Origin of the sequence: Methylocystis echinoides, assembly GCF_040687965.1 — a bacterium.
GTDB lineage: Bacteria > Pseudomonadota > Alphaproteobacteria > Rhizobiales > Beijerinckiaceae > Methylocystis > Methylocystis echinoides_A.
Window position 1 is genome coordinate 1,544,923 of the sequence record NZ_CP156084.1, and the last position, 24,341, is coordinate 1,569,263.

General features: G+C 66.2%; 28 protein-coding genes. 17 read left to right on the forward strand and 11 right to left on the reverse strand.

Features of this window, described 5'->3' with window-relative positions:
• Window positions 1-25: 25 nt before the first annotated feature.
• The 3 genes from RVU70_RS07490 to RVU70_RS07500 form a co-directional block, all read right to left on the reverse strand.
• The gene (locus RVU70_RS07490) at window positions 26-400 is read right to left on the reverse strand and encodes a 6-carboxytetrahydropterin synthase (protein ID WP_363350536.1); all 375 of its coding nucleotides are present in this window, start codon (window positions 398-400) and stop codon (window positions 26-28) included.
• Between the two features lie 2 nt (window positions 401-402).
• Entirely contained in the window at window positions 403-1,035 is a 633-nt protein-coding gene (gene queE, locus RVU70_RS07495) for a 7-carboxy-7-deazaguanine synthase (protein WP_363350538.1), read from the reverse strand.
• 81 nt (window positions 1,036-1,116) lie between these two features.
• The gene (locus RVU70_RS07500) at window positions 1,117-1,494 is read right to left on the reverse strand and encodes a c-type cytochrome (RefSeq protein ID WP_363350540.1); all 378 of its coding nucleotides are present in this window, start codon (window positions 1,492-1,494) and stop codon (window positions 1,117-1,119) included.
• Window positions 1,495-1,953: 459 nt separating this feature from the next.
• Here RVU70_RS07500 and RVU70_RS07505 point away from each other — a divergent pair, with 459 nt between their 5' ends.
• Window positions 1,954-2,859 carry a tetratricopeptide repeat protein gene (locus RVU70_RS07505; protein ID WP_363350542.1) on the forward strand — a complete coding sequence of 302 codons (906 nt, stop codon included), beginning with the start codon at window positions 1,954-1,956 and terminating at the stop codon, window positions 2,857-2,859.
• On the opposite strand, the gene RVU70_RS07510 is transcribed toward RVU70_RS07505, so the two are convergent.
• Window positions 2,856-3,740: an MBL fold metallo-hydrolase gene (locus tag RVU70_RS07510; protein WP_363350544.1), complete on the reverse strand. Its 885-nt coding sequence runs from the start codon at window positions 3,738-3,740 to the stop codon at window positions 2,856-2,858. The two genes, RVU70_RS07505 and RVU70_RS07510, sit on opposite strands and share 4 nt — an antisense overlap.
• A 94-nt stretch (window positions 3,741-3,834) precedes the next feature.
• On the opposite strand from RVU70_RS07510, the gene RVU70_RS07515 reads away from it, so the two are divergent.
• Window positions 3,835-4,623 carry a sulfite exporter TauE/SafE family protein gene (locus RVU70_RS07515; protein ID WP_363350547.1) on the forward strand — a complete coding sequence of 263 codons (789 nt, stop codon included), beginning with the start codon at window positions 3,835-3,837 and terminating at the stop codon, window positions 4,621-4,623.
• Here the strand turns inward: RVU70_RS07515 and xth are convergent, their stop codons facing one another.
• The 5 genes from xth to RVU70_RS07540 form a co-directional block, all read right to left on the reverse strand.
• Window positions 4,624-5,406, reverse strand: coding sequence for an exodeoxyribonuclease III (gene xth, locus RVU70_RS07520; protein ID WP_363350549.1), 783 nt, complete (start codon window positions 5,404-5,406; stop codon window positions 4,624-4,626).
• A 41-nt stretch (window positions 5,407-5,447) separates the two neighbouring features.
• Entirely contained in the window at window positions 5,448-5,963 is a 516-nt protein-coding gene (locus RVU70_RS07525; protein WP_363350551.1) for a hypothetical protein, read from the reverse strand.
• Window positions 5,964-6,029: 66 nt separating this feature from the next.
• A complete protein-coding gene (locus tag RVU70_RS07530; RefSeq protein ID WP_363350553.1) occupies window positions 6,030-7,610 on the reverse strand; it encodes a sulfite exporter TauE/SafE family protein in 1,581 nt (526 codons plus the stop codon).
• A 30-nt stretch (window positions 7,611-7,640) separates the two neighbouring features.
• A complete protein-coding gene (locus RVU70_RS07535) occupies window positions 7,641-7,826 on the reverse strand; it encodes a DUF2892 domain-containing protein (RefSeq protein WP_363350555.1) in 186 nt (61 codons plus the stop codon).
• A gap of 70 nt (window positions 7,827-7,896) precedes the next feature.
• Window positions 7,897-8,139, reverse strand: coding sequence for a high-potential iron-sulfur protein (locus tag RVU70_RS07540; RefSeq protein WP_363350557.1), 243 nt, complete (start codon window positions 8,137-8,139; stop codon window positions 7,897-7,899).
• Between the two features lie 155 nt (window positions 8,140-8,294).
• On the opposite strand from RVU70_RS07540, the gene RVU70_RS07545 reads away from it, so the two are divergent.
• The 12 genes from RVU70_RS07545 (at window position 8,295) to RVU70_RS07600 (ending at window position 18,970) form a co-directional block, all read left to right on the forward strand.
• Window positions 8,295-8,669 (forward strand): metalloregulator ArsR/SmtB family transcription factor, encoded by a 375-nt coding sequence (locus RVU70_RS07545; RefSeq protein ID WP_363350559.1) that lies wholly within the window; start codon window positions 8,295-8,297, stop codon window positions 8,667-8,669.
• Window positions 8,666-8,866 (forward strand): DUF2892 domain-containing protein, encoded by a 201-nt coding sequence (locus RVU70_RS07550; RefSeq protein ID WP_363350562.1) that lies wholly within the window; start codon window positions 8,666-8,668, stop codon window positions 8,864-8,866. The genes RVU70_RS07545 and RVU70_RS07550 overlap by 4 nt, the downstream gene beginning before the upstream one ends.
• A gap of 9 nt (window positions 8,867-8,875) precedes the next feature.
• Window positions 8,876-9,544: a Crp/Fnr family transcriptional regulator gene (locus RVU70_RS07555; RefSeq protein ID WP_363350564.1), complete on the forward strand. Its 669-nt coding sequence runs from the start codon at window positions 8,876-8,878 to the stop codon at window positions 9,542-9,544.
• Window positions 9,545-9,630: 86 nt separating this feature from the next.
• Window positions 9,631-10,911 carry an FAD-dependent oxidoreductase gene (locus tag RVU70_RS07560; RefSeq protein ID WP_363350566.1) on the forward strand — a complete coding sequence of 427 codons (1,281 nt, stop codon included), beginning with the start codon at window positions 9,631-9,633 and terminating at the stop codon, window positions 10,909-10,911.
• Between the two features lie 27 nt (window positions 10,912-10,938).
• Window positions 10,939-11,100 (forward strand): cytochrome oxidase putative small subunit CydP, encoded by a 162-nt coding sequence (gene cydP / locus RVU70_RS07565; protein WP_363350568.1) that lies wholly within the window; start codon window positions 10,939-10,941, stop codon window positions 11,098-11,100.
• 19 nt (window positions 11,101-11,119) lie between these two features.
• On the forward strand, window positions 11,120-12,700 hold the full coding sequence (locus tag RVU70_RS07570) for a cytochrome ubiquinol oxidase subunit I (protein WP_363350570.1): 1,581 nt from the start codon (window positions 11,120-11,122) through the stop codon (window positions 12,698-12,700).
• Between the two features lie 13 nt (window positions 12,701-12,713).
• On the forward strand, window positions 12,714-13,853 hold the full coding sequence (gene cydB, locus RVU70_RS07575; RefSeq protein ID WP_363350572.1) for a cytochrome d ubiquinol oxidase subunit II: 1,140 nt from the start codon (window positions 12,714-12,716) through the stop codon (window positions 13,851-13,853).
• A 21-nt stretch (window positions 13,854-13,874) separates the two neighbouring features.
• A complete protein-coding gene (gene cydX / locus RVU70_RS07580) occupies window positions 13,875-13,979 on the forward strand; it encodes a cytochrome bd-I oxidase subunit CydX (protein WP_363350574.1) in 105 nt (34 codons plus the stop codon).
• Between the two features lie 28 nt (window positions 13,980-14,007).
• Complete coding sequence (locus RVU70_RS07585) at window positions 14,008-14,973, forward strand: efflux RND transporter periplasmic adaptor subunit (protein WP_363350576.1); 966 nt, start codon at window positions 14,008-14,010, stop codon at window positions 14,971-14,973.
• Complete coding sequence (locus tag RVU70_RS07590) at window positions 14,970-18,239, forward strand: efflux RND transporter permease subunit (protein ID WP_363350578.1); 3,270 nt, start codon at window positions 14,970-14,972, stop codon at window positions 18,237-18,239. Before RVU70_RS07585 ends, RVU70_RS07590 begins: the two co-directional genes overlap by 4 nt.
• Window positions 18,236-18,604 (forward strand): carboxymuconolactone decarboxylase family protein, encoded by a 369-nt coding sequence (locus RVU70_RS07595; protein ID WP_363350580.1) that lies wholly within the window; start codon window positions 18,236-18,238, stop codon window positions 18,602-18,604. Before RVU70_RS07590 ends, RVU70_RS07595 begins: the two co-directional genes overlap by 4 nt.
• A 21-nt stretch (window positions 18,605-18,625) precedes the next feature.
• Window positions 18,626-18,970, forward strand: coding sequence for a rhodanese-like domain-containing protein (locus tag RVU70_RS07600; protein WP_363350582.1), 345 nt, complete (start codon window positions 18,626-18,628; stop codon window positions 18,968-18,970).
• A gap of 212 nt (window positions 18,971-19,182) precedes the next feature.
• On the opposite strand, the gene RVU70_RS07605 is transcribed toward RVU70_RS07600, so the two are convergent.
• Window positions 19,183-19,770, reverse strand: a complete 588-nt coding sequence (locus RVU70_RS07605; RefSeq protein WP_363350584.1) for a carbonic anhydrase — start codon at window positions 19,768-19,770, stop codon at window positions 19,183-19,185.
• Window positions 19,771-19,988: 218 nt separating this feature from the next.
• On the opposite strand from RVU70_RS07605, the gene RVU70_RS07610 reads away from it, so the two are divergent.
• Complete coding sequence (locus RVU70_RS07610; protein WP_363351261.1) at window positions 19,989-20,873, forward strand: alpha/beta hydrolase; 885 nt, start codon at window positions 19,989-19,991, stop codon at window positions 20,871-20,873.
• Window positions 20,873-21,730: a patatin-like phospholipase family protein gene (locus RVU70_RS07615; RefSeq protein WP_363350586.1), complete on the forward strand. Its 858-nt coding sequence runs from the start codon at window positions 20,873-20,875 to the stop codon at window positions 21,728-21,730. The genes RVU70_RS07610 and RVU70_RS07615 overlap by 1 nt, the downstream gene beginning before the upstream one ends.
• 19 nt (window positions 21,731-21,749) lie before the next feature.
• Here RVU70_RS07615 and RVU70_RS07620 read toward each other — a convergent pair whose 3' ends face one another.
• Complete coding sequence (locus RVU70_RS07620) at window positions 21,750-22,196, reverse strand: nucleoside deaminase (RefSeq protein ID WP_363350588.1); 447 nt, start codon at window positions 22,194-22,196, stop codon at window positions 21,750-21,752.
• Window positions 22,197-22,269: 73 nt separating this feature from the next.
• Here RVU70_RS07620 and RVU70_RS07625 point away from each other — a divergent pair, with 73 nt between their 5' ends.
• Complete coding sequence (locus RVU70_RS07625) at window positions 22,270-24,339, forward strand: pseudouridine synthase (protein WP_363350590.1); 2,070 nt, start codon at window positions 22,270-22,272, stop codon at window positions 24,337-24,339.
• Window positions 24,340-24,341 lie beyond the last annotated feature (2 nt).

Genomic DNA, 24,341 nt, shown 5'->3' on the forward strand with positions numbered 1-24,341 from the left:
CAATAGCGACGATGCCGCAGGAAGGCTAGTCGCCGCGATAGACGCAGCCCTCGAAGCAGCTGTCGCGGAATATGCCGACTTCGCAGAGGCCCGGCGCGTCGGGGCGAAGCTCCCGCCAGACGTAAAGACAAAGGTTTTCGAGCGTCGGCTTGCCGAGCCCTTCCAGATCATTGAGGAAGGAATGGTCGAGCTTCTCGCGCAGTTCGGCGAGGCGACGGCCAAGCTTTCCAAGATCCATCACCCACTGTTCCTCGGGGTGGCGCTCGCCGCGCAGGCTCACGCGCACGCGGAAGGAATGGCCGTGCAGATTGCGGTATTTGCCGCCGTCCTTCGCCTCCGGATCGTAAAGGGCGTGCGCCGCCTCGAAATAAAACTCGCGGTAGACTTCGAACGTCGCCACCTTCACTTGACCCCGATCATCTTGTGGGTTTGCAGCGACAGGCGCCAGCGCGGATGCGCGAGGCAGTAGTCGACCGCGGCCCTCGTATTGCGCAGAATCTCCGGGCCGTCCATGGGCTGAAGCAGGAAATGGCGGAACTCGAGCCCCTCATAAAGCGACGGCTCCGCCCCTGGCTGGGGAAAGACGAGCTTCAGCTCGTCGCCGCGCGTCTGTCTGAGCGGCGTTCCGGCCTTGGGCGAAACGCAGATCCAGTCGAGGCCGGGCGCGGCGGCGATCGCGCCATTGGTCTCGACGGCGATCTCGAAACCCTGCGCGTGCAGGGCGTCGATCAAGGGCGCGTCGATCTGAAGCATGGGTTCGCCCCCGGTCAGCACCGTGAAGCGGTCGTCCCTCCCCTCGCCCCAGAGCGCCGCCAGATGCGCCGCGAGCCCCTGGGCGTCGGCGAATTTGCCGCCGCCCTCGCCGTCGGTCCCGACGAAATCCGTATCGCAGAACAGGCATTGAGCGCTGGCGCGGTCTTCCTCGCGCCCGCTCCACAAATTGCAGCCGGCGAAACGGCAGAAGACGGCGGCGCGGCCGGCCTGGCGCCCCTCCCCCTGCAATGTCTTGAAGGCTTCCTTGACTGAATAGGCCATGGCTCCGGGGCCCGCCGCGATCCATCCCGCGCGGCCGCTCTATCGCTTCGGAGGCCTCAGGTCCAGCGGAAGCCTGAAGGCTCACCCGTTCTTGGGCAGATCCGCATCCTTGCCGTCCGGCTCGCCCTTGGGCTGCGGACGCGGGTCGAGGCTCCGGATATAGGTCGTGATGTCGTCGATTTCCCTGCGCGTAAGGTGCATGTCCGGCATCGGCGGATGCGGGTCGACGAGGAAATTGCCGAGCTGTTTCTTGTCGGTGCGGCGCTGGGCGATGTCGAAGAAGGAGGGCGCGTCGGCGTTGGCCGAGGTCTGATCCTTCGACACCACATGGCAGGTCGCGCACCAGCGCTTGGCGATCACCGCGCCCTTTTGCGCGTCGCCGGCGCTGGCAGGGACGGCGGCGAGCGCCGCGGCGCCGGCGAGGCTGAGAAGAAGCGGGGCGCGAGAGCGAAGGGCCATTCCATTTATCCTTTTTGGCGCGCGTGGGCCGCGCGATTCGCCGTTCCGGGGCGGGGCGCGATCAAAGCACAAGTCAGGGGCCGGCGGAACGCTCCCCGGGCGGCCCGGCGCGTCTCGCATAAACCCCTTGCCCCGGACTTTACAGGCCCGCTCTTCGCGGCTGCAAAAAACAACGTCGAAGCGGACTAGTGTAATTTTGCAACAGTGGTTGTGCCCTTGTTGCAACAGTTCAAAACATAAGCAGCGAGCGCCTTCGCACGAGGCCAGAAGCCCCTTTTCAGCCATAAAAGCTGCGATAAGGTCCTTGTGTCACTTGCTCATCCAGAGTGCGGGAAGACAGCCCGGCGGCCGCTCGCCGCAGGGGACGGGCGTCTGTTTCCCGAAAGCGCTCTGGATGACGGCCGACGGGGTTTTATTTTGCTTGAGGGACGCCAAGTTTTGAGGCGTCGGGGGACCAGGATGTCGGGTCGCATGATGGTTGGATATGCGCAGAAGGACGCGATCTCCGCCGCAACGCAAAAGCTGCGGCGCGCGGCGCTGCCCGCGAGCCTGTTCGCGGCGAGCTTCGCCATGTTCGTCATGGCCTTCGTCGATCCGGCCCCGGCGCTCGACGCGCCCGCTGCGCGCGCGCCCGAGACGACGCCCCTGCCGATGTTCAAGAATCCGCGCGCGGCTCTGCGCGCCGGGCTCGAGACCTACCATAACGGCGACGCGGCCACCTCAGTCGCCGCGCTGCGCTACGCCGCCGAGGGGGGCGAGCCGCTCGCGCAATGGAAGCTCGGCCGCATGTACGCCGACGGCGACGGCGTCGCGCGCGACGACGTCAAGGCCTACGAGTATTTTTCGCGCATCGTCGAACATTTCGCCGAGGCGGACCCGGACCCGCGCGAGCGCTCCATGGCGGCAAACGCCTTCGTCGCCGTCGGCCTCTATCTGCGGGACGGCCTTTCGGCGGCGAAGATCGAGCCCGACCTCGACCGCGCCTTCGAACTGTTCCGCTACGCGGCGACGTATTTTCGCAACGCCGACGCGCAATATTACCTTGGCCGCATGTATCTCGACGGCGTTGGGGTGAAGAAGGATTTGCGCCAGAGCATGAGCTGGCTCGAGCTCGCCGCGCGCAAGGGGCATCCGCAAGCCCAGGCCGTGCTCGGCCGCCTGATGTATAGCGGCGAGGCGGGCGGCGGCGCGGCGCAAAAGGCGCGCGGTCTCATGTATCTCACTCTGGCGCGCGACGCCGTCGCCGGCGGCGCCAATGAGCAATGGATCATCGACGCCCAGGCCAAGGCGCTGGCCTCGGCGAGCGAGGCCGATCGCAAGGCGGCCGTGGCTCTGCTCGAAGACTATCTGCGCGCGCGCAATTAGGCCTCCGGCGCGGCGGCGCCCCTGAATTTCACCGGGATCAGCAGCCGCCGCACGCCATCCGGACCGGGGGCCGGAAAACGGCCGGCGCGAATGTTCACCTGAATCGACGGCAGCAGCAGGCGCGGCGCGGCGAGGGCCTTGTCGCGGCTCTGGCGCAAGGCGACGAATTCCTCCTCGCCGACGCCGTCGGCGATCTGCACATTCTTGGCGCGTTGCTCCGCGACCGTCGTCTCCCAGGCATAGAAGGGGCGGCCGGGCGCCTTGTAATCGTGGCACATGAAGAGCCGCGTTTCCGGCGGCAGGGCCAGCAGGCGGCGGATCGAGCGATAGAGCGCGCGCGCGTCGCCGCCGGGGAAATCGGCGCGGGCCGTGCCGTAATCCGGCATGAACAGCGTGTCGCCGACAAAGACCGCGTCGCCGATCTTATAGGAGACGCAGGCCGGCGTATGGCCCGGCGTGTAAAGCGCCTCGATCGACAGCTCCCCCAGCGGGAAGCGCTCGCCGTCCTTGAACAGGCGATCGAAATCACGGCCCTCCGGCGCAATGTCGTCGGCCAGGAACACCGGCCGGAAGAGGTCCTGAACCTTTGTAATGTGTTCGCCGATGCCGGTCCGGGCGCCCGTGCGCGCCTTCACCACCGGGGCGGCGGACAGGTGATCGGCATGGGCGTGGGTCTCGAGCGCCCATTCGATCGTCAGTCCTTCGGCGCGGGCGACCTCCAGAATGGCGTCGATCGAACGGGAGTCGGCGACGCCGCCGCCCGGTTCATAATCCAGGACGGGGTCGATGATCGCCGCCTTCTTCGTCGCCGGATCGGACACGAGATAGGTGATGGTGAAGGTCGGCTCGTCGAAAAAGCCGCGAATATCCGCCTGCGACATGTCTTGCCCTTTCAGTTCGCCGCTTCCTGCTTGCTGTCCTCATATATGCGGGTTATCTAAATAAGCAAGTTCTAATGTAGGCGACCCCACTCCCATGCTCACGCCTTTCCTCCTGAAACTCGCCGCCGGCGCGTTCTCCGGCGTTCTCGTCGGCTTTTCGCTGGGTCTTGTCGGCGGCGGCGGCTCGGTCCTCGCCGTGCCGCTTCTCGTCTATTTCGTCGGCGTGCCGGAGCCGCATGTCGCCATCGGCTCCAGCGCCGTGGCGGTCGCCGCCAACGCCCTGGTCAGCCTTTGGCACCATGCGCGCGCCGGCACGATCAAATGGCGCTGCGCCTCGGTCTTCGCGCTCTTCGGGGTCATCGGCGCCTTTGGCGGGTCGACGATGGGCAAGCTCATGAACGGCGAAAAGCTGCTGGCCCTCTTTGGCGTGCTGATGCTGGTCGTCGGTGCGCTGATGTTCAGAAGCCGCAGCGGCGAGGGCTATCCGCAGGTCCGGCTCAATCGCGAGAACTTTCCGCGCCTCGCGGCCTTGGGGGCGACGACCGGCGCGCTGTCGGGCTTCTTCGGCATCGGCGGGGGCTTTCTGATCGTGCCGGGGCTGATGTTTGCGGCGGATCTCCCCATCATCAACGCCATCGGCTCTTCGCTCGTGTCCGTCACCGCCTTCGGGGTGACGACGGCCGCGAATTACGCGCTTTCCGGCCTTGTCGACTGGACGCTCGCCGCCACCCTGCTCGGGGGCGGCGTCGTCGGCGGTCTGATTGGGGCGGCGACGGCGCGCCGCCTCGCCGCCGAGCGCGGGGCGCTCGCCATGGTCTTCGCGGCGATCGTGGTCGCCGTGGCGCTCTATGTGATTTTCCGGGCGGTCGCCGCGCTCGACTGATCAGCCGAGCTGCGCGGCGATCGGCACGTGATCGGAAGGCTTCTCGCCCGCGCGCAACGTCTTCGCGATCTCGACGCCTTGCAGCCTGTCGGCCGCCTGCGGCGAGAGCAGCAGATGGTCGATGCGGATGCCCTTGTTTTTCTGCCAGGCGCCCGCCTGATAGTCCCAAAAGGTGTAGAGCCCGCCGTCGTCGGTGACGGCGCGCAGCGCGTCGACGTAGCCGAGGTTGACGAGCCGCCGGTAGGCGGCGCGGCTTTCGGGCAGAAACAGCGCGTCCCCCGCCCAGGCGGCGGGGTCGTGCACGTCGCGGTTCTCGGGAATGATATTGTAATCGCCGGCGAGAACGGTCTTTTCCTCGAGCTGCAGCAGCGCCGCCGCGTGCTGCGTCAGCGCCTCCATGAAGGCGAGCTTGTAGCGGTATTTGGGCGTGTCGGGCGGATTGCCGTTGGGCGCATAGATCGAGGCGACGCGCACAGCGCCCCCCACGCCGTCCGAGAGCACCGCTTCGATGTAGCGCGACTGGCCTTCATGGTCGAAGCCGGGAAGGCCGACATACGACTCTTCGATCGGCCGCTTCGAGAGAATGGCGACGCCGTTGAAGGTCTTCTGCCCGTGCAGGACAACATTATAGCCGGCGTCCTCGACCTCGAGGCGCGGGAAGGCCTCCGTCTCGCATTTAAGCTCCTGAAGGCAGAGTATGTCGGGCGCATCTTCTTTCAGAAAGGCGAGCAGCGGCGTGAGCCGCTGCCGCACGGAATTCACGTTCCAGGTGGCGATGCGCAAAAGGAGCTCCCGGCGGACGACGGGGTCTTGCGCCCCGTTGATCAGTCGAGCCGATAGGCGGCGTGACAGGCGTTGCAGGCTTGCACGACTTGGCCGAGCTCGGCAAGCGCGGGCCGAAGATCGCCGCCCTGTTTCACTTTCGCGGCTTCCTCGGCGAATTTCGTCGCCTGCATATGCATGGTCATGCCAAGCGCGCGCATCTCGTCCGGCATATGGCTCGCCATCATCATGGGCATGTCGCCCTGCGCGCCGGATTTGGCGTCCGGCCGGCAGGCGGCGGCGCCCGGCGAATTCGCGCCGAGCCGGGCGTCGGCGATTTTCGCCGCCGCCGCGCCGTCGCCCTTTCCGAGCGCCGCGAGAATCTCGGCGACGGCCTCCTGATGGCCCCGCATATTGGCGAGCATTTTCGCCTTCATCGGGCCTGGAACGTCGACCTCGATGCGCGCGTCCTTAACCATCTTCGACATCATTTCCATGTGGTCGTGATGGTCCTCCGCGACGGCGGTCCCGGCGGCCGCGAGCGCCAAAGCTGCGGCGGCGTACATGATCTTTCTCATCCCCAACTCCTTTCCCCACAAACGAAGACTAATGCGCGGCGCTTCGGATTGCGCCACGGCGAATCGTCACGGCGACGGCAGCGTCAGAACCTGCCCCGGCTTGAGCCGGCCCTTGCCCAGGCCGGGATTGGCGCGCGCGATGTCGCGCCAGCGCCCGGCGTCGCCGTAGAGGCGGCGCGCGATCGCCTTTAGCGTATCGCCGCGCCGCACGACGTAACGGCGGGGCGCCTCGGCCGGGGCCGGCTGCGCCGTCTCCTGCGGCGGGGAAGGCGCTTCCTGCGCGGTCTCCGGCGCGGCGGGGGGCGGCGCGGCGCCCGGCTCCGTCACCACGAATTCGCCGCGGATCATGCCCATCCAGCAGCTCCACGGGACGACGCCGCTCTGGGTCGGCGTGAACTCGATCGTCTGCAGCCCGGGCTTCAAATCGAATTCCAGGCCGAAGGCCGGAACCACGATGCGATTGTTGCAGCTCGTGATCTTCGTGGCGTTGATGACCCATTTGACGGGAACGCCCTTGGTGAGCGTGAAGCGCGAGGGCTGATAGCCGAGACCGTTCGCCTCCATTTCGATGATCTGCACGGCAGGCGCCGGCGCTAAGCTTGCGATCGGCGCGTCGGTCTGCCGCATGCGGGCGACGATCGAGGCGAGGTCCACGCCCCAGCCGGTCAGGATGAGGCCGCGATTGATCATCACCGCGCCGAGCGCCACGACGATGACGCCCGACGCGCGCAGCAGCCGGTGCGTCGCCGCGCTCGACAGTAGGGAGGCGACCGCGCCGAAGGCGAGCATGACCGGCAGCGTGCCGAGCCCGAAGGCGAACAGCATTTTCGCGCCCTCGACGGCGCTACCTGTGCCGGCCGCCATGACATACATCGCCTGCAGCGGCCCGCAGGCGATCATCAAGCCGTTGAGGAGGCCGATGACGAAGGGTCGGTGGCGTCCCCCAGCTTCGCGATAGACCCAGCGTTGAAGCGGCGCCGGCAGACCGAGCCGGAAGCGCCGCAGCGGGGCGAACAGCCCCAGCATGTTGAGGCCGAAGACGATGAGAAAGACGCCGGCCGCGACCCCGGCCGCGCCGCGCAACAGCGGCGTGAAGGCGATGAACGCCCCGAGCGCGCCGAACAGCGCCCCGATCGCCGTGTAGGAGAGCGTCTTGCCCGTCGCGAAGGCGAGGTGCGACAGCGCCGAAGATCGGCCGGCCCCCGCGTCGGCGGCCGTATAGCTGACGACGAAAGCGCCGCACATGCCGATGCAATGGAAACCGGTGACGAGGCCGAGCACGAAGATGAGCCATAGGCTCATATGCTGGGCGATGTCCGGCGCGCCGCCGGCGCTGATCCAGCGCGTGTCGACGAGAATGAGCGCCGCAAGCCCCAAAAGCGCGCCGGCGGCGAGCAAGAGACGCCGGGCGAGCGGCCTTTGCGCGCGCTCCCCTTCCTCGACGCGATAGCCGAGTTCCTCGACGGTCGCGCGCAACGCGGCAAACTCGACGCGCGCAGGATCGTAATCGACGACAACCTGCTCTGTCGGATAGGACGCCGTTACCTGGCGCACGCCCGCAAGCTTGCGCAAGCGCGCCTCGATGACATGTTCGCACCCATGGCAATGCATGCCACGGGCGCGAAACGTGATTGTCTCGCCGTTCACGATCTCGCCGCCGCCGCTTCGGTCGAGGGTTTATTTGCCGAGCGTATCCACGCCCAGGAGCTTATACGCCGGGCAGAAATTAATGAAGGCTGTCGCCAGCGGCACGAGGCCGACAAGGCCCCACCAGCTCTGCGGGCCGATGAAAATCAGGCTCAAGAGAAGAAGGCCCACGGCGATGCGGATCATCCGGTCGGTTTTTCCAACATTGGGTTCCATTAAAATCCTCCTTTACCGTGTGGCCCTTGCGCTTAGATGCGCCCGCCGCCGCGCGGGCTCAATGACTTTGTCACCCCCAGAGCGCGCACCAGCCGCGCGCGCTCACCGCCCCCTTGACGACGCCACAGCCGGAGGGCGCCTCGAACCAGGAGCAATTGGCGCAGCGCTGGCGCCCGTTGGGAGAATTGCGATAGGCGGCGGCGGACTGGCTGGTCTTTGCCCGCGCCGGCGCGAAAAAGGCCTGCAGGCCCGAAAGAATCCCCGTGGCGGCGACGAGCGTCAAGAACTGGCGCCTGCGTTGATTTACGCCCATGAGCCGCTCCTTTCCCCGCCGGCCCGCGCCGGCGCTTTACATTCGATGTTTCTAATGTAAGGCGGCCGCGCCTGACCAAGAATGCGACAAAAGGGCCCAAGGCGCGCTCGGGGAGCTGCTTGACTTCTATATTCGCAAAACATAATTTAGTCGCTATGAATATACGTCTGGCCGAACTCGCGCCGAAGGCCGCCGAGGCGGAGAGCTTCCTCAAGGCGCTCGCCAACCGGCACCGCCTCATGGTGCTGTGCGAGTTGCACAAGGGCGAATATTCGGTGACGCGGTTGCAGGAGGCGGTTGGACTGAGCCAGTCCTCGCTCTCCCAGCATCTTGCGCGGCTGCGCGAAGACAGGCTCGTCAAGACCCGCCGCGAATCGCAGACGATCTATTATTCTCTCGCCAATGAGAATGTGTCTCGGGTCATCGGCCTGCTCTACGAGCTCTTCTGCGCGGGCGAATGCGGCGAGCCGCCGCCCGCAAAGAAGACGCGCGCGACGGGGGCAAAGCCTAAGAATGGGGTGGCGGCATGAGCATTGACCGAATTGTCATGGCTTTCGCGGGCGCAGTCGTGCTCGTCAGCGTGACGCTGGCGCATTTCGTTTCGCCCTGGTGGCTGCTGCTCACGGGCTTCGTCGGCCTGAATCTGTTTCAGGCGGCCTTTACAGGGTTTTGTCCCTTGGCCATGATCCTCAAGCGCTTCGGCGTCCGGCCGGGCGCAGCGTTCTGACGGGGCTCCATGGCGTCGGACTGGACCGCAGACGTTCCGCTGCTGCGCGGGCTCGACGAGTCGACGCGCGGACAATTGCGCGACGGCGCCGTCCGCAAGCAGATCCCCCGCGGCGCCGTGCTGTTTCGCCCCGGCGACCCTTGCGCGCACTTCCCTTTGATCGTCGCCGGCACGGTGCGCGTGCAGCGCGTGACCGAGTCGGGTCGTGAAATCGTGCTCTATCGCGTCGCCAACAACGAGACCTGCATTCTCACCACGGCGTCTCTGCTTTCCGACGACGCCTATTCGGCCGAAGGCGTCGCCGAGACCGACGTCCTCGCCTACATCTTGCCTGCCGAGCGCTTCGCCGCGCTGATGAACGCTTCAGCGTCGTTTCGCGCGCTCGTCTTCGACGGCTACTCCAAGCGCATCGCCACGCTGATGTCGCGCATCGAGGAAATCGTCTGCACGCGAATCAACGTGCGGCTGGCCGAGCGCCTGCTTGCGCTCAAAGGCGCCGACAACCGCATCAACGTCACCCAGCAGGCGCTCGCCGCCGACCTCGGCACCGCGCGCGAGGTGGTGGGACGCACGCTCAAGATCTTCGAGCGCTCGGGATGGGTCAAATTGTCGCGGGGCGGCGCAGAAATCACTGATCCCAAGGCTTTACGCGCGCTATGCGACGCCGAGCGTGACTAAGTCGCTGTTAGAATCTTCTAATTTAGATAATTCGAATATATAAGAAGCGCCGCGGCCGGCCCGCGCGTTTCCGGGAGGAAATCTGCATGGCTCATATTGTGATTCTCGGCGCCGGGATCGGCGGCGTCGCGGCGGCGATCGAGGTGCGCGACGGCGTGAAAAAAGAACATCGCGTGACCGTCGTCTCCGATCTGCCGAACTTCCAGTTCACGCCGTCCAATCCCTGGCTTGCCGTCAACTGGCGCAAGCCCGATGAACTGAAGGTTGCGCTGGCGCCGGTCTTCCGCAAGAAGAACATCGGCTTTACCGACGTCGGCGCGAAGCGCGTGCACCCGACCGAAAACCGCATTGAACTCAACAATGGGGAAAGCCTCGCTTACGACTATCTCGTCATCGCGACGGGGCCGAAGCTGGCTTTTGGCGAGATCCCGGGGCTCGGGCCCCATGGCGGCCACACCCATTCGATCTGCACGTTGCAGCACGCCGAAATCGCCTCTAAGGCCTGGGACGACTTCTGCAAGGACCCCGGCCCGATCGTCATCGGGGCCGCGCCGGCGGTGTCCTGCTTCGGCCCGGCGTATGAATACGCCATGATCGTCTCGACGGACCTGCGCCGCCGCGGCATACGCCACAAGGTGCCGATGACCTTCGTCACCGCCGAGCCCTATATCGGCCATCTCGGCCTCGGCGGCGTTGGCGACACCAAAGGCATGCTCGAATCGGCCTTCCGCGACCGCGACATCAAATGGATCACCAACGCCAAGACCACGTCGGTCGAGCCCGGCCTGTTGAAATGCGACGAGCTCAACGACGACGGCTCCGTGAAGAAGGCGCATGAGCTGCCCTTCAAATTCGCGATGATGATGCCGGCCTTCACGGGCATCGACGCGCTGATGGGAGTCGAGGGCCTGGTCAATCCCCGCGGCTTCGTCATCATCGACAAGAATCAGCGCAACCCGACCTTCCCGAATGTGTTCGGCGTCGGCGTCTGCGTCGCGATCCCGCCGGCCGAGCCCACCCCGGTCGCGACCGGCATGCCGAAGACGGGCTACATGATCGAATCCATGGTGACGGCGACCGCCCACAACATTGCGGCGCTCCTCAACGGCAAGGAGGCCAAGGAGGAGGGCACCTGGAACGCGGTTTGCCTCGCCGATTTCGGCGATCGCGGCGTCGCCTTCGTCGCGCAGCCGCAGATCCCGCCGCGCAACGTCAACTGGTCGAGCGAGGGACGCTGGGTGCATCTCGCAAAAATCGCTTACGAGAAATACTTCCTGCGCAAGGTGCGCAAGGGCCAGAGCGAGCCTGTTTATGAGCGCTACATCATGAAGCTTCTCGGCATCGAGCGGCTGCGAAACGCGCTCTAGGGGCGAGCGGGCGGGGACGGTCGAGGCATGGCGCGAAGAACGCTGAGGCGGGAACTCACTCTGGCGATCGTCTTCAAGGTCGCGGCAATCTTCTTGCTGTGGTTCTGGTTCTTCAGCCCGGCGCAGCGCGTCCACGTCACGCCGGCGGATATGGCGGCGGCCCTCGCCGGGGGGCCGCCGCCGCGCTAACGCTTGAAAGCGACATAAAATGCTCGAACATCTCGACGTCGTCACGCTCTCCCGCCTGCAATTCGCGCTGACGGCGCTCTATCACTTTCTCTTCGTGCCGTTGACGCTCGGGCTCTCGCTGCTCATCGCCATTATGGAGAGCGTCTATGTGATGACCGGCCGCGAGGTCTGGCGCGACGCGGTGAAGTTCTGGGGCACGCTGTTCGGCATCAATTTCGTGATGGGCGTCGCCACCGGCGTGACGATGGAATTCCAGTTTGGCACCAACTGGGCCTATTATTCCCATTATGTCGGCGACATCTTCGGCGCGCCGCTCGCGATCGAAGGCCTCATGGCCTTCTTCCTCGAGGCGACCTTCGTCGGCTTGTTCTTCTTCGGCTGGAACCGCCTCACCAAGGTGCAGCATCTGATCGTCACCTGGTGCGTGGCGCTCGGCTCCAATTTCTCGGCGCTGTGGATTCTCATCGCCAACGCCTGGATGAGCAATCCCGTCGGGGCGAAATTCAATCCGCAGACCATGCGCATGGAGCTCTCCTCCTTCACGGAGGTGATGTTCAATCCCGTCGCCCAGTCCAAATTCGTTCACACGGTCAGCGCCGGCTATGTGACGGGGGCCGTCTTCATGATGTCGATTGGCGCCTATTACATTCTTCGCCAACGACACGTGCAGATCGCCCGGCGCTCGCTCACCGTGGCGGCAAGCTTTGGCCTCGCCTCTGCGCTCTCTGTCGTCGTGCTCGGCGATGAGAGCGGCTATACGGCCGGCGAAAGCCAGAAGATGAAGATCGCCGCCATCGAAGCGATGTGGGAGACCGAGCCCGCGCCGGCTTCCTTCACGCTCTTCGGGCTTCCCGATCTCAAGAGCGAGACGACCAAATATGAGGTCACGATCCCTTACGTCCTCGGCCTCATCGCCACGCGCTCCTTCGACAAGCCGGTCGAGGGCATCAAGCCGCTCGTGCTGCGCAACGAAGCGCGCATCCGCAATGGCCTGCCGGCTTATCACTGGCTGACCGAGCAGGGCGGCCGCCCGAACGCCCGCCTGCCGGACGAATTGGAAGGCTCGATGCGCGACGCCGGCTATGCGCTGCTCCTGAAGCGCATCCGTCCCGACATCGAGAATGCGACGCCCCAGGAAATCCATGAGGCCGCGCTTTCCACCATTCCCGACGTGCCGGTGCTGTTCTGGAGCTTCCGCATCATGGTGGCGCTCGGCTTCTATTTCATCGCGCTCTTCGCCGTCGCCTTTTACCTGTCGAGCCGGCGCCGCTGCGGCCGGCCGTGGTTCCTGCGCCTCTGCATGTTGAGCCTGCCGCTGCCCTGGATCGCGGCGGAGCTCGGCTGGATCGTCGCCGAATATGGCCGCCAGCCGTGGATCATCGACGGCGTGATGCCGACCTTTCTCGGCGTCTCCAGCGTGCCGGCGGCCAATGTCGCGGCGAGCCTCCTGGCCTTCGTCGTCTTCTATACGGCGCTCGCCGTCGTCGACGTCGGGCTGCTGATCAAATATGTGCGCAAGGGGCCGCAAGGGCCGCATGAGCCCGAGCTCGAGGCCGGCGCGCTGCCCGAGGCGCAGCCTGCCTACGACGCCTCACGCTAAAAGGAGAGCGGCGATGTTCGATTATATGACGCTGCGCCTGATCTGGTGGGGGATCCTGGGACTGCTGCTCGTCGGCTTCGCGGTCATGGACGGCTTCGATCTCGGCGTCGCCATGCTGCATCCCTTCGTGGCGAAGACGGATGTCGAGCGGCGCGTCTCGATCAACGCCATCGGGCCGGTGTGGGAAGGCAATCAGGTCTGGTTCATCCTCGGCGGCGGCGCCGCCTTCGCCGCCTGGCCGCCGCTCTACGCCGCCTCCTTCTCGGGCTTTTATCTCGCGATGCTGCTGGTGCTCCTCGGCTTCATCCTGCGGCCGGTCGCCATCGTGTTTCGCGGCAAGCGCGACGGCCTCCTCTGGCGGAAGGTCTGGGACTGGCTGTTCTTCGTCTCCGGCTTTCTGCCGTCGCTTCTCTTCGGCGTCGCCTTCGGCAATCTTCTCCTCGGCGCGCCGTTCCATTTCGACGCGTCCTTGCGCTTCATCTTTGAAGGCTCGCTCCTGGGCCTTCTGCGTCCCTTCCCGCTGCTGTGCGGCGTGATCAGCGTCGTGATGATCGCGATGCAGGGCGCGGCCTGGCTCGCCGGAAAAAGCCAAGGCGCGCTCGCCGCGCGCGCGCGACGGATCGGCGCGCTCTCGGCGCTGGCCCTCGTGGCGATGTTTCTCGCGGCGGGCCTGTGGATCGCGGTGGGCGTCGAGGGCTACCGCATCGAGTCGCCAGTCGACCCCGCCGGCCCCTCCAATCCGTTCGGCAAGGAGGTGATGCGCGGAACGGGCGACTGGCTCCTGAACTACGCCCGCTTTCCGCTCACCGCGCTCGCGCCCGCGGCCGGATTGATCGGCGCGCTCGTCGCCGCAGTGCTGCTCGCCGCGGGCGTGAACCGCGGCGCGCTTTTGGCGTCCAGCGTCGCGACGGCGGGCGTGGTGACGACGGCGGGATTCAGCATGTTTCCCTTCCTGTTGCCCTCTTCCTCGCATCCGGGGCAGAGCCTGACGGTCTGGGACGCCTCCTCGAGCGAGAGAACCCTCGGCCTCATGCTCGTCGCCGTGATCGTCTTCCTGCCCATCGTCCTCGCCTACACCTCCTGGGTCTATTACGTGTTGCGCGGCCCGGTGACGGAGGCGGCGATCGAAAAGGGCGACGACCACTATTACTGACCAAAAGGGGGGCGACGCCTCATGTGGTATTTTTCCTGGATTCTCGGCCTCGGCCTCGCCTGCGCCTTCGGCATTTTGAACGCCATGTGGCTCGAACTCGACGACGACGACGACCATCGCAAGTAAGGCGAAGCTGCCCGGCCCTGGAGTTTTTATGGACTTCCGTCTGCTCTTGATCCTCGCCGCCCTGGCGGGCGCTTCCCGCGCGACCGCGGGCGAAACGACCGTGCATGTCGCGCCCCTCGACGACATGAAGGCGGTGGTCGCCTCGGTCGAGCCCGCTCATCAACTCGTGGCGCGCGCGCGCATCGGCGGCACGGTCACGTCGCTCAAAATCAAGGAGGGCGACACGGTCGCCGCGGGCGCCGAGGTCGCCGTCGTCGCCGACCAGAAGCTCTTTTTGCAAATGCAATCGCTCGACCAGCGCATTCGCGCCCAGCAGGCGCAACGCGACAAGGCGAAAACCGACTTCGAGCGCGCGCAGGAACTGCTGCGCCGCGGCGTCTCGACCAAGGTGATGTTCGACCAGGCGAAGACCGCGCTCGACGTCGCCGAGCGCAATCTCTCGGCGCTGCAGTCCGACAAGAGCGTCATCGAGCAGCAGGCGGCGGAAGGATCCGTGAAGTCGCCGGGGCCGGGCCGCATTCTGACCATTCCCGTCTCCGTCGGGCGCGTGGTGATGCCCGGCGAGACGATCGCGACGCTCGCCGAGGATAATTACATCCTGCGGCTCCAGCTCCCCGAGCGCCATGCGCGCTTCATGCGCGCGGGCGACCGCGTCGAGATCGGGGAACGCGGCGTCAATACGGGCGCGGGCGCCCGCAAGGAAGGGCGCGTGCGCATCGTCTATCCCGAGATTCAGGGCGGCCGCGTGATCGCCGACGTCGACGTGAAGGGGCTCGATAATTATTTCGTCGGCGAACGGGCGCGCGTCTATGTGACGACGGGCAAGCGCAACGCGATATTGGCCCCGAAATCCGCCGTCTATCGGCGCGCCGGCGTCGATTTTGTGAAGCTCGCCAATGACGCCGAGGTGGTCGTCCAGACCGGGGACGTCCATGGCGAGGCAATCGAGATTCTGTCGGGCCTGCACGACGGCGATGCGGTGCAGACGCCATGAGCGCCGAAAAGACCGAGTTTCATCCGGGCATATCCGGAACGCTCACGCGAACCTTCATCAATTCGCCGCTGACGCCGCTTCTTCTGCTCGCCTCCATTCTCGTCGGGCTCATCGCGCTTCAGGCGCTGCCGCGCGAAGAGGAGCCGCAAATCTCCGTGCCGATGGTCGACATCATCGTTCAGGCCAACGGCTATAAAGCCGAAGACGCGATCGAGCTCATCACGCGGCCGCTCGAAGACATCATCAAGGGCGTCAATGGCGTCGAGCATGTCTATTCGCAGACGCGCGACGACAGCGTGATGGTGACGGCGCGCTTCTTCGTCGGCACGCCGCAGGACAACGCCGTGCTGCGCGTGCACGACAAGATCCGCGCCAATATCGGCGGCCTGCCCAAGGGGATTCCCGAGCCCTTGATTGTCGGGCGCGGCATCGACGATGTAGCGATCGTCGTCCTCACGCTCTCCGCCAAGCCGGACAAGGCGAAGGGTTGGACCGACAATGGACTCTATCAGGTCGCCGAGGAGCTCCAGCACGATCTCACCAAGGTCGAGAACGTCGGCACGAGCTATATTGTCGGCGGCAGCCCCAACCAGATCCGCGTCGAGCCCGACCCGGAGCGCCTGTCTCAATATGGCGTGACCCTCAATCAGCTCATCGACAAGTTGACGAACGCCAACCGTTCGTTTCAGGTCGGGGCCTTTCGCGAGGGCAATCGCTCGGTGCCGGTCGTCGCCGGCCAGACCTTGCAGGGCGTCCCGGACATCGGCCTGTTGCTGCTGACGACGCGTGACGGCCGCCCGGTCTATGTAAAGGACGTCGCCGACGTCGTCGTCGGCGCGGCCGAACCCGACAAGCGCAGCTGGACGATGACCAAAGAGAAGGACGGGGCGCTCGCGAAGCGTCCCGCCGTCAACATCGCCATCGCCAAGCGCAAGGGCGCCAATGCGGTGATCGTCGCCGAGGAGGTTCTGAAGCGGCTTGAATCGGTGCGTGGCCGCATTGTGCCGGAAGACCTCGAGATCACGGTTACGCGCAATTACGGGGAGACGGCTACCGAGAAAGCCAATGAGCTGCTCTTCCATCTGGCGCTCGCGACCGTTTCCATCGTACTCCTCATTGTCGTGATGGTTGGCTGGCGCGAGGGCGTCGTCGTCTTCGTGATCATCCCGACGACGATCCTGCTCACGCTCTTCGCCTCCTGGCTGATGGGCTACACGATCAACCGGGTCAGCCTGTTCGCGCTTATTTTCTCGATCGGCATTCTCGTCGACGACGCCATCGTCGTCGTCGAGAACATCGTGCGCCATTGGCAGATGCGCGGCGATCGCGGCCTGATCGACACGGCGGTCGAGGCCGTGGCGGAAGTCGGCAACCCGACCATCGTCGCCACCATGACGATCATTGCGGCGCTCCTGCCGATGATGTTCGTCTCGGGGCTGATGGGGCCCTATATGAGCCCCATACCGGCCAACGCCTCGCTGGCCATGGTGTTCTCCTTCTTCGTCGCCATGACCATCACCCCCTGGCTTCTCCTCAAGATCGCCGGCAAACGCTTCGCGCAGGAAGGCGGCTCGGGTCACGATCACGCTCATGAGCGCGGCGCGATGGGGGACTTTTATGCCCGCGTCGCAAAGCCCTTGCTGCAGGGCCGCAGCCGCTCGCAGCGTTTCTTGACGGCGGTGGGCGTCGCAACGTTGCTCAGCATGGCGCTTTTCGCCACCAAGACCGTGCGCGTGAAATTGCTGCCGTTCGACAATAAATCCGAGGTCGCCGTCGTCGTCGATCTGCCGCGCGGCGCCTCTCTCGAAGAAACGGACCGCGTGCTCACCGAGGCCGCCGAGCGCCTGAAGGATATTCCGGAGCTCACCTCCATTCAATCCTACGCCGGCACGGCGGCGCCCTTCAACTTCAACGGGCTGGTGCGCCATTACTATATGCGCATGGCGCCGGAGACGGGCGAGCTTGCGGTCAATCTTCTGCCCAAGGACGAGCGCAAGCGGGCGAGCCACGCCATCGCGCTCGACATCCGCGAAAAGCTCAAAGGCCTCCCCCTGCCGCCGCATACGGCGATCAAGGTCGTGGAAGTGCCGCCCGGCCCGCCGGTCTTGTCGACGCTGCTCGCCGAGGTCTATGGGCCGGACGCGCAGACGCGCCGCGATCTCGCGACGAAGCTGCGCCAGGCGTTCGACGCCGTAGATTTCGTCGTCGACTCGGACGACAGCTTCGGCCAGCGCGCCGAACGGCTGCGCTTCGCGATCGATCAGGACGCGCTCGAATATCACGGCGTCGAGGAGCGCGCGGTCTATGACACGATCGGAGCGCTCGTCGGCGGCGTGAAGATCGGCTTCTCGCAAAGAGGCGGCGGCGCGAAGCCGATCGACGTCACCGTCGCCCTGCCGCATGCGCATATGACGCCGAGCGAGCGCCTTTTGTCGACGCCTCTGCCCGCCGGCGGAACGGTGCGCCAGGGCGCCAATGTCGAACTCGGCGACGTCGTGAAGGCGACGCGGGAATTGGGCTCCTATCCGATCTTCCGCCACAACGGCCGCTTTGCCGAAATGGTCAGCGCCGAAGTCGCCGGACGCTTCGAGGCGCCGATCTATGGCATGTTCGCGGTCGAGGACGCGATCAAGAACGTCGACTGGGGTCCCAATGGTCCGCCGACGATCAAATATCACGGGCAGCCGCTCGACGACGCGCAGCCGACGATTTTGTGGGACGGCGAGTGGGAGGTCACCTATGTCACCTTCCGCGACATGGGCGCGGCCTTCATGGTGGCCTTGCTCGGCATCTATCTTCTGGTCGTCGCGCAATTCGGCTCTTTCAAGCTGCCGCTCGTCATTCTCGCGCCGGTGCCGCTGACTTTGCCGGGCATTGTCCTGGGGCATCTCCTGTTCAACGCCGCCTTCACGGCGACCTCGATGATCGGCTTCATCGCGCTGGCCGGCATCGTCGTGCGCAACTCCATCCTGCTCGTCGACTTCATTCGTCATCTGCGCGAGAAGGGCATGCCTTTGCGCGCGGCGCTCGTTGAAGCCGGCGCGGTGCGCTTCAAGCCGATCTTCCTCACGGCGGCGGCGGCGATCATCGGCGCGGCGTTCATTCTCACCGATCCGATCTTCCAGGGCCTCGCCATTTCGCTCGTCTTCGGCCTCGCTTCGTCGACCGCGCTGACGCTGCTCGTGATCCCTGCGATCTATGTCGTCCTGCGCGACGACGAACGTCCGGAGGCGCCGACGGCGCCCGACATAAGGAGGCTCGCATGACAAATGATTGGCCCGAGCTCGCCAAGACGCTGACCGCCGACCTGCGCAATCTGCGCAGCGGCGCGCCCGAGGTGATGAAGGCCTTCAGCGCCATGGCGACGTCCGCCGGCGCCACTGGCGCGCTCGACGCCAAGACAAAGGAATTGATCGCTCTTGCGGTGAGCGTCGCCATTCGCTGCGACGATTGCATCGCCTTCCACGCCAAAGCCGCCGCCGGACGCGGCGCGACCCGCGAGGAAGTGATGGAGACGCTCGGCATGGCGATCTACATGGGCGCAGGACCTTCCGTGATGTATGCGAGCCATGCGCTCGCCGCCTTCACGCAGTTCGACGCCGAAAAGACGGCCCCGGCGCAGAGCGCTTGAGGCCCAAGAAAGGAAGAAGCAATGTTCTCAGGTCTGATGTCGAAACTCACGGGCGGCGGCGCGTCGCTGCCGACGATCGAGCATGAAGACTTCGCGCGGGTGGTGAAGGAAGGCTCCTGCGCCATCGTCGACGTGCGCGAGCCGCATGAATATGCGGCGGGCCATGTGCCCGGCGCGCGCAATCTGCCGCTGTCGCAGTTCAATCCCTCACAGCTGCCGCAGGGCCAGTGCGTCATCATCTGCCAGGCGGGCGGCCGCTCGGCCAAGGCGTTGACTCAGGCGATGGCGGCCGGCCGCAAGGACGTGCGCCACTATGCGCCCGGCACCGGCGGCTGGCGCGCGCGCGGCGGCGCAGTGTCGGCGTAAATCTTGAAAATGCGCCCTCACCCTTTAGGAGCCTGCGTAATCAGACGTCTCGAAGGGCGAGGGTCGCTGCGGCGCATCCTTCGAGACGGCGCCTGCGGCGCCTCCTCAGGATGAGGGTTTGAAATTTATAGACAGCCAGCAGGAGGATTTCCTCATCCTGAGGAGCCGCCGAAGGCGGCGTCTCGAAGGACGAGGAAATCCGTCACGACATCTCACGCCGCCTTGCCGATCTCCGTCGCCTTCGGCACGTGGATGAGCTGGCCCGTCTTCACGTCGTAAATATAGCCGTAGATCGGGACGTTCTTCGGCGTCAGCGGATGCGAGCGGATGCGCGCCACATCCTGCGCGACGCTGTCTTCCTGATTCTTGATCGTGTGCCATTTGATGAAATGACCCGCCGCGCAGCCGCCGCCATGTTGCGGGTTCGACCATTTCAGCGTCGACATGTCGAGCGAGGCCGTCGCGAGGCTGTCTTCGAGAAGATCGCCCATGACCTCGTCGCAGAACAGCTCCATGCCGCAATTGGTGTGGTGAATCACGAACCACTCCTTGGTGCCGAGCAGCTTGTGCGAAATCACGAGCGAACGGATGGCGTCGTCCGAGGCGCGGCCGCCGGCGTTGCGAATGACATGCGCATCGCCTTCCGAGAGGCCGGCGTATTTCGCGGGATCGAGACGCGCATCCATGCAGGTGAGAATCGCAAAGCCGCGCGCCGGCGGTAAAGCGAGTTCGCCCTTGGCGCCGAAGCTCGAAACATAGGCGCGGTTCGCCGCCATGACCTCATCGACGATCTTGCTCATTTTTTCCTCCCCTGGAAGCATCGATTCATTCTCGCTTTCCATGAAGCAAGTCTCCAATGCTTCGAAAGGCTTTTCAAGCAAGGTAAGAATTTCACTTTCGTGACAAAGTCGCTTGACCCTGCGAGAACAGAAATGTCGTGACGACGCGCGCAAGCGTTACTATATAACATCGCTGTCGGGGGCGCATGGCCCTCAGCGTCAACATGGTCTTTACAGGAATGTCCGAGCTTCCCGATCTCTACCCCGGTTTCGCCGCGCATTGGATCGACACGCAGGCGGGAAAAATTTTCGCACGCGCCCATGGCGCCGGGCCGGCCCTGCTCTTGCTGCACGGTTTCGGCGAGACGCATGTGGCCTGGCGCAGGATCGCGCCGGCCCTCGTCGACCGCTTTTCCGTCGTCGTCATGGATCTGCGCGGCTATGGCTGGTCGGCGGCGCCCGACAGCGAGAAGGGCGAAGCCTATGCGAAGCGGGAAATGGCCGACGACGTGGTGAAGGTCATGGCGGCGCTCGGCCATGTGCAATTCGCGCTCGCCGGCCACGACCGGGGCGCGCGTGTCGGCTTTCGCTTGGCGCTCGACCACCCCGGCAGGCTGACGAAACTCGCGCTGCTCAACATCGCGCCGGTCGACGACGCTTTTGGCGCCGGCGATCTTCAGCGCATGGGCCGCGCCAAGCTCTTGTCCATGGACGCGCCCCGACCCGAAGAATTGATCAGCCTCGATCCACAAGGGTTCCTCGACGACGCGCTGCAAAGCTCCACGAAGGAGAAGTCGCTCGACGTCTTCGGCGCGGCGGCGCTCGCGCATTATCGATCGGCCTTCAACGAGCCGTCGCGCATCCACGCCTTTTGCGAGGATTTTCGCGCCGGCGCGACGATTGATCGCGAGCTGACGCTCGCCGACAAGGCGGCGGGGAAGAAGCTCAACGTCCCCACGCTCGTCCTTTATGGCGAGACGAGCTTCCCGGCAGGGGGTCCATCGCTCGCCGACGCCTGGCGCGACTGGGGCGACGGCGTCGTCACCGAGAGCGTCGACAGCGGGCTCTATCTGATGGAAGAAGCGCCCGAGGCGACGCGCGACGCGCTGGACCGCTTCCTCTGATGCCCCGGCGCGGCGCCCTCGGCCGCCGGACGGTCGCCGTGGCGCTCGGCGGCGGCGGCGCGCGCGGTCTCGCCCATATCAGCGTGCTGCAGGCGCTCGACGAACTGGGCGTCCGCCCCGTCGCGCTCGCCGGCGCCTCGATCGGCGCCATCATCGGCGCGGCCTATGCGGCGGGCTTTTCCGGCGAAGAGTTGCGCCACCACACCGAGGCCATGCTCAGCAACCGCCTCAAGCTCGCGCGCCGGCTGCTCTATGCGCGGGCGCGGGGGCGCAAGCGGCTGTTCAAGGGCGTCGGCCATCCCTTCCTTATCGACGGCGAGAGGTTTCTCGACGCCTTCTGGCCCGAGGGCGTGCCGGAGCGGTTCGAGGATCTCGAAATTCCGTTGACGGTGGTTGCGACCGATTTCCGCCGTCGCTGCGAAGTCGCCTTCTCAAAAGGGCCGCTGCGTCCCGCCGTCGCCGGCTCCATGTCGGTCCCAGGCGTCGTGCGCGCGACGAAAACCGAGGTCGGCTATCTCGTTGACGGCGGCCTCGTCAATCCGCTGCCTTACGACCATCTGGCCGGCAAGGCGGACATCATCGTCGCCGTGAACGTCTCGGGCAATTCGGGCCCCGAAACGGAAATTCGCACGCCCACGGCCTTCCAGACCATGATGGTGGCGACGCAAATTCTCACCAATTCGATCAGCGCCCGCATGATCGAGGAAAATCCGCCCGACGTGCTCGTCGCGCCAGCCGTGCACCAATATCTCGCGCTCGATCTCTTCAAGGCGGAGCGCATTTTTTCCGCCGGCGACGCCTGCCGCGAGACGCTGCGTGAGGGCCTCACGCGGGCGGCCGCGAAATTGGGAGCGTAGCCGCCGCCGGGGGTCGCGCTTACCGTCTCTGAGCAAAGAATTCCCTCAGCAGCTGCGCCGATTCGCTCTCGCGAATGCCGCCATAGACCTCCGGCGCATGATGGCACGTCGTCTGCGAGAAGAAACGCGGCCCATGCTCGACCGCGCCGCCCTTGGGGTCTTGCGCTGAAAAATAGAGCCGCCGGACGCGCGCGAAGGAAATCGCCGCCGCGCACATGGCGCAGGGTTCGAGCGTGACATAAAGATCGCAGTCGACGAGACGTTCGCTGCCGATGATTCGGCAGGCCGCGCGAATCGCCAGCATTTCCGCATGCGCCGTCGGGTCACGGTCGCGCAGCGTGCGATTGCCGGCGGCCGAGAGCACGTCGCCCGCGCGGACGATCGCGGCTCCGACCGGCACCTCCTCGGCGGCCGCCGCGGCGCGCGCCGCTTCGAAAGCGACAGCGAAAGGGTCGATGCGTTTCATGGGCCCCGCGTCATTTTCATCATCCCTGCGTCAGCGCGCTTCAAAGCCGTCGACCCGCCTGCTATCAAAGATCATGGCCGACAAGAAATCCGACAAGCGCTCCGGCGCGCCCGGCGGCGATCGCCCGATGCGACGCCGCCCTTCCGCAAACGACGCCCCCGACAGGAAAGCCGGCGGCGCGCCCTTCGGCAAGCCCAGAGCCGGGGCGCCCAAGACAGGCAAGGACGCGAAGCCTGGCGCGGCCAAGCGCGCGAAGCCCGCGCCGGCGCCGGTCGAAAAGACCAGCAGCTTCGCCGGCGAGCGCATCGCCAAGGCGATGGCGCGCGCGGGCGTCTGCTCGCGACGCGACGCCGAGGACTGGATTGAGCAGGGGCGCGTCGCCGTCAATGGAAGGGTGCTGACTTCGCCCGCCGTCAATGTGACCGAGGCGGACAAGATCGAGATCGACGGCGCGCCGATGCAGGCGCGCGAGCGCACGCGGCTGTTTCTGTTTCACAAGCCGCAAGGCTATGTGACGACGGCGCATGATCCCGAGGGCCGCCCCACCGTCTTTTCCTATCTGGAAGAGCGCCATCCTGAGCTGCCCCGCCTCGTCAGCGTCGGACGACTCGACATCAATACGGAAGGGCTGCTTCTGCTGACGAACGACGGCGGCCTGGCGCGGACGCTGGAGCTTCCCGCCACCGGCTGGACGCGGCGCTACCGCGTGCGCGTTCATGGCGAGACCGATCAGGCGCAGCTCGACGACTTGCGCAAGGGCGTGACGGTCGAGGACGTCGCCTATGCGCCCATCGAGGCGCGGCTCGAGCGCGAACAGGGCTCCAACGCCTGGATCGCCATGGCGCTCACGGAGGGCAAGAATCGCGAAGTGAAACGCGTGATGGAGCATCTCGGGCTCGACGTCACGCGCCTCATCCGCGTTTCTTACGGACCGTTCCAGCTCGGCGAGCTCGCCGAGGGCGCCGTCGAGGAAGTGAAGCTCAAAGTCCTGCGCGACCAGCTCGGCAAGAGCCTCGCGGCGCTCGCGGGCGTCGATTTCGCGTCGCCCTTGCGCGAGCCGACCGCCGCCGAGCAGCAGGAACAGCGCGAGCGCGTCGAGAAACGCGCGCGCAAACATGTCTCCGTGCTGCGCAAGCAGCGCGACGAACTGGCCGAGAAAGGACCGCGCGCGCGCATCGAGCGCGGCGCCACCGCCGACCGCAAGGGACGCGCGGTCGCGGTCGAGCGGGTGACGCCGACGCGTACGAAGCGGGCGACGGAAGAAGAAGCGCCCGCCTCGCGCAACGCCAGACGATTCGAGGCGCTCCGCGGCGCCGGCCGCCCGCGTCGCGACGCGGCCGAAGCCGCCGAACGGCCGTTCCGCCGTCCCCGCGACGAAGGCGCGGCGCGGCCTGAACGCGGCCAGACCGAAAAGCGGCGCCCGCCCCGTTTCGAAGGCGAAAGGGCCGAGCGTCCCGCGCGCGGCGGCGCGGAGCGGCGCGCCCATGGCGACGCGAAAGCCGCCCCCGGTCACGCCCGCGCGCGGCCGCCGAGCGGCGCGGAGCGTGGTCGGTTTGAGCGGCGGCCGCGGCAGGAGGGGGCCGAGGGCAGGGGAACGCGCGGTTTCGCGTCCGAGGGGCGCGCGCCGCGCCCGCCCCGGCAAGCCCGCGACGCGGGCGAGCGTCCTGAACGCTTCGAGCGGACCGGCGTCGGCCGCTCCGATGCAAACCGTAGCGGCGGCGAAAGAGCCCCACGCCCCCGCGCGCGGCCGCCGGGCGGCGAGGAGCGTGGTCGGTTCGAGCGTCGGCCCCGGCAGGAGGGGGCCGAGGGCAGGGGAACGCGCGGTTTCGCGTCCGAGGGGCGCGCGCCGCGCCCGCCCCGGCAAGGCCGCGACGCGGGCGAGCGTCCAGAACGCTTCGAGCGGTCTGGCGGCGGACGGAATTTCGACGCGGATCGCGGTGGTGAAAGGGCCGCGCGTCCCCGTGCGCGCGACGCCGGAACGCCCGAAGGCTCCCGTCGCGGCCCGCCCCGATCGGCGTCGCCAAAAGGGCCGCCCAAGGGGCGGGGTGGTCCCGGCGGCGCGCCCAGGGGATTGAACAAGGGACCGCGCAAGGGTCCGGGGAAGGGTCCGGGCGGCGGACCCCGCAAGCCGCGCGGGGCGTAGCG

Bases quoted from the DNA above. Each gene is read 5' to 3' on its own strand.
- RVU70_RS07550 (WP_363350562.1), top strand. From the start codon at position 8,666: ATGAGCATTGACCGAATTGTCATGGCTTTCGCGGGCGCAGTCGTGCTC.
- RVU70_RS07615 (WP_363350586.1), top strand. From the start codon at position 20,873: ATGCCCCGGCGCGGCGCCCTCGGCCGCCGGACGGTCGCCGTGGCGCTC.
- RVU70_RS07525 (WP_363350551.1), bottom strand. From the start codon at position 5,963: ATGAGAAAGATCATGTACGCCGCCGCAGCTTTGGCGCTCGCGGCCGCC.
- RVU70_RS07595 (WP_363350580.1), top strand. From the start codon at position 18,236: ATGACAAATGATTGGCCCGAGCTCGCCAAGACGCTGACCGCCGACCTG.
- RVU70_RS07510 (WP_363350544.1), bottom strand. From the start codon at position 3,740: ATGTCGCAGGCGGATATTCGCGGCTTTTTCGACGAGCCGACCTTCACC.
- cydB (WP_363350572.1), top strand. From the start codon at position 12,714: ATGTTCGATTATATGACGCTGCGCCTGATCTGGTGGGGGATCCTGGGA.
- RVU70_RS07620 (WP_363350588.1), bottom strand. From the start codon at position 22,196: ATGAAACGCATCGACCCTTTCGCTGTCGCTTTCGAAGCGGCGCGCGCC.
- RVU70_RS07585 (WP_363350576.1), top strand. From the start codon at position 14,008: ATGGACTTCCGTCTGCTCTTGATCCTCGCCGCCCTGGCGGGCGCTTCC.
- cydX (WP_363350574.1), top strand. From the start codon at position 13,875: ATGTGGTATTTTTCCTGGATTCTCGGCCTCGGCCTCGCCTGCGCCTTC.
- RVU70_RS07610 (WP_363351261.1), top strand. From the start codon at position 19,989: ATGTCCGAGCTTCCCGATCTCTACCCCGGTTTCGCCGCGCATTGGATC.
- RVU70_RS07570 (WP_363350570.1), top strand. From the start codon at position 11,120: ATGCTCGAACATCTCGACGTCGTCACGCTCTCCCGCCTGCAATTCGCG.
- RVU70_RS07555 (WP_363350564.1), top strand. From the start codon at position 8,876: ATGGCGTCGGACTGGACCGCAGACGTTCCGCTGCTGCGCGGGCTCGAC.
- queE (WP_363350538.1), bottom strand. From the start codon at position 1,035: ATGGCCTATTCAGTCAAGGAAGCCTTCAAGACATTGCAGGGGGAGGGG.
- RVU70_RS07625 (WP_363350590.1), top strand. From the start codon at position 22,270: ATGGCCGACAAGAAATCCGACAAGCGCTCCGGCGCGCCCGGCGGCGAT.
- RVU70_RS07605 (WP_363350584.1), bottom strand. From the start codon at position 19,770: ATGAGCAAGATCGTCGATGAGGTCATGGCGGCGAACCGCGCCTATGTT.
- cydP (WP_363350568.1), top strand. From the start codon at position 10,939: ATGGCGCGAAGAACGCTGAGGCGGGAACTCACTCTGGCGATCGTCTTC.
- RVU70_RS07515 (WP_363350547.1), top strand. From the start codon at position 3,835: ATGCTCACGCCTTTCCTCCTGAAACTCGCCGCCGGCGCGTTCTCCGGC.
- RVU70_RS07600 (WP_363350582.1), top strand. From the start codon at position 18,626: ATGTTCTCAGGTCTGATGTCGAAACTCACGGGCGGCGGCGCGTCGCTG.
- RVU70_RS07540 (WP_363350557.1), bottom strand. From the start codon at position 8,139: ATGGGCGTAAATCAACGCAGGCGCCAGTTCTTGACGCTCGTCGCCGCC.
- RVU70_RS07545 (WP_363350559.1), top strand. From the start codon at position 8,295: ATGAATATACGTCTGGCCGAACTCGCGCCGAAGGCCGCCGAGGCGGAG.
- RVU70_RS07535 (WP_363350555.1), bottom strand. From the start codon at position 7,826: ATGGAACCCAATGTTGGAAAAACCGACCGGATGATCCGCATCGCCGTG.
- RVU70_RS07590 (WP_363350578.1), top strand. From the start codon at position 14,970: ATGAGCGCCGAAAAGACCGAGTTTCATCCGGGCATATCCGGAACGCTC.
- RVU70_RS07500 (WP_363350540.1), bottom strand. From the start codon at position 1,494: ATGGCCCTTCGCTCTCGCGCCCCGCTTCTTCTCAGCCTCGCCGGCGCC.
- RVU70_RS07505 (WP_363350542.1), top strand. From the start codon at position 1,954: ATGTCGGGTCGCATGATGGTTGGATATGCGCAGAAGGACGCGATCTCC.
- RVU70_RS07560 (WP_363350566.1), top strand. From the start codon at position 9,631: ATGGCTCATATTGTGATTCTCGGCGCCGGGATCGGCGGCGTCGCGGCG.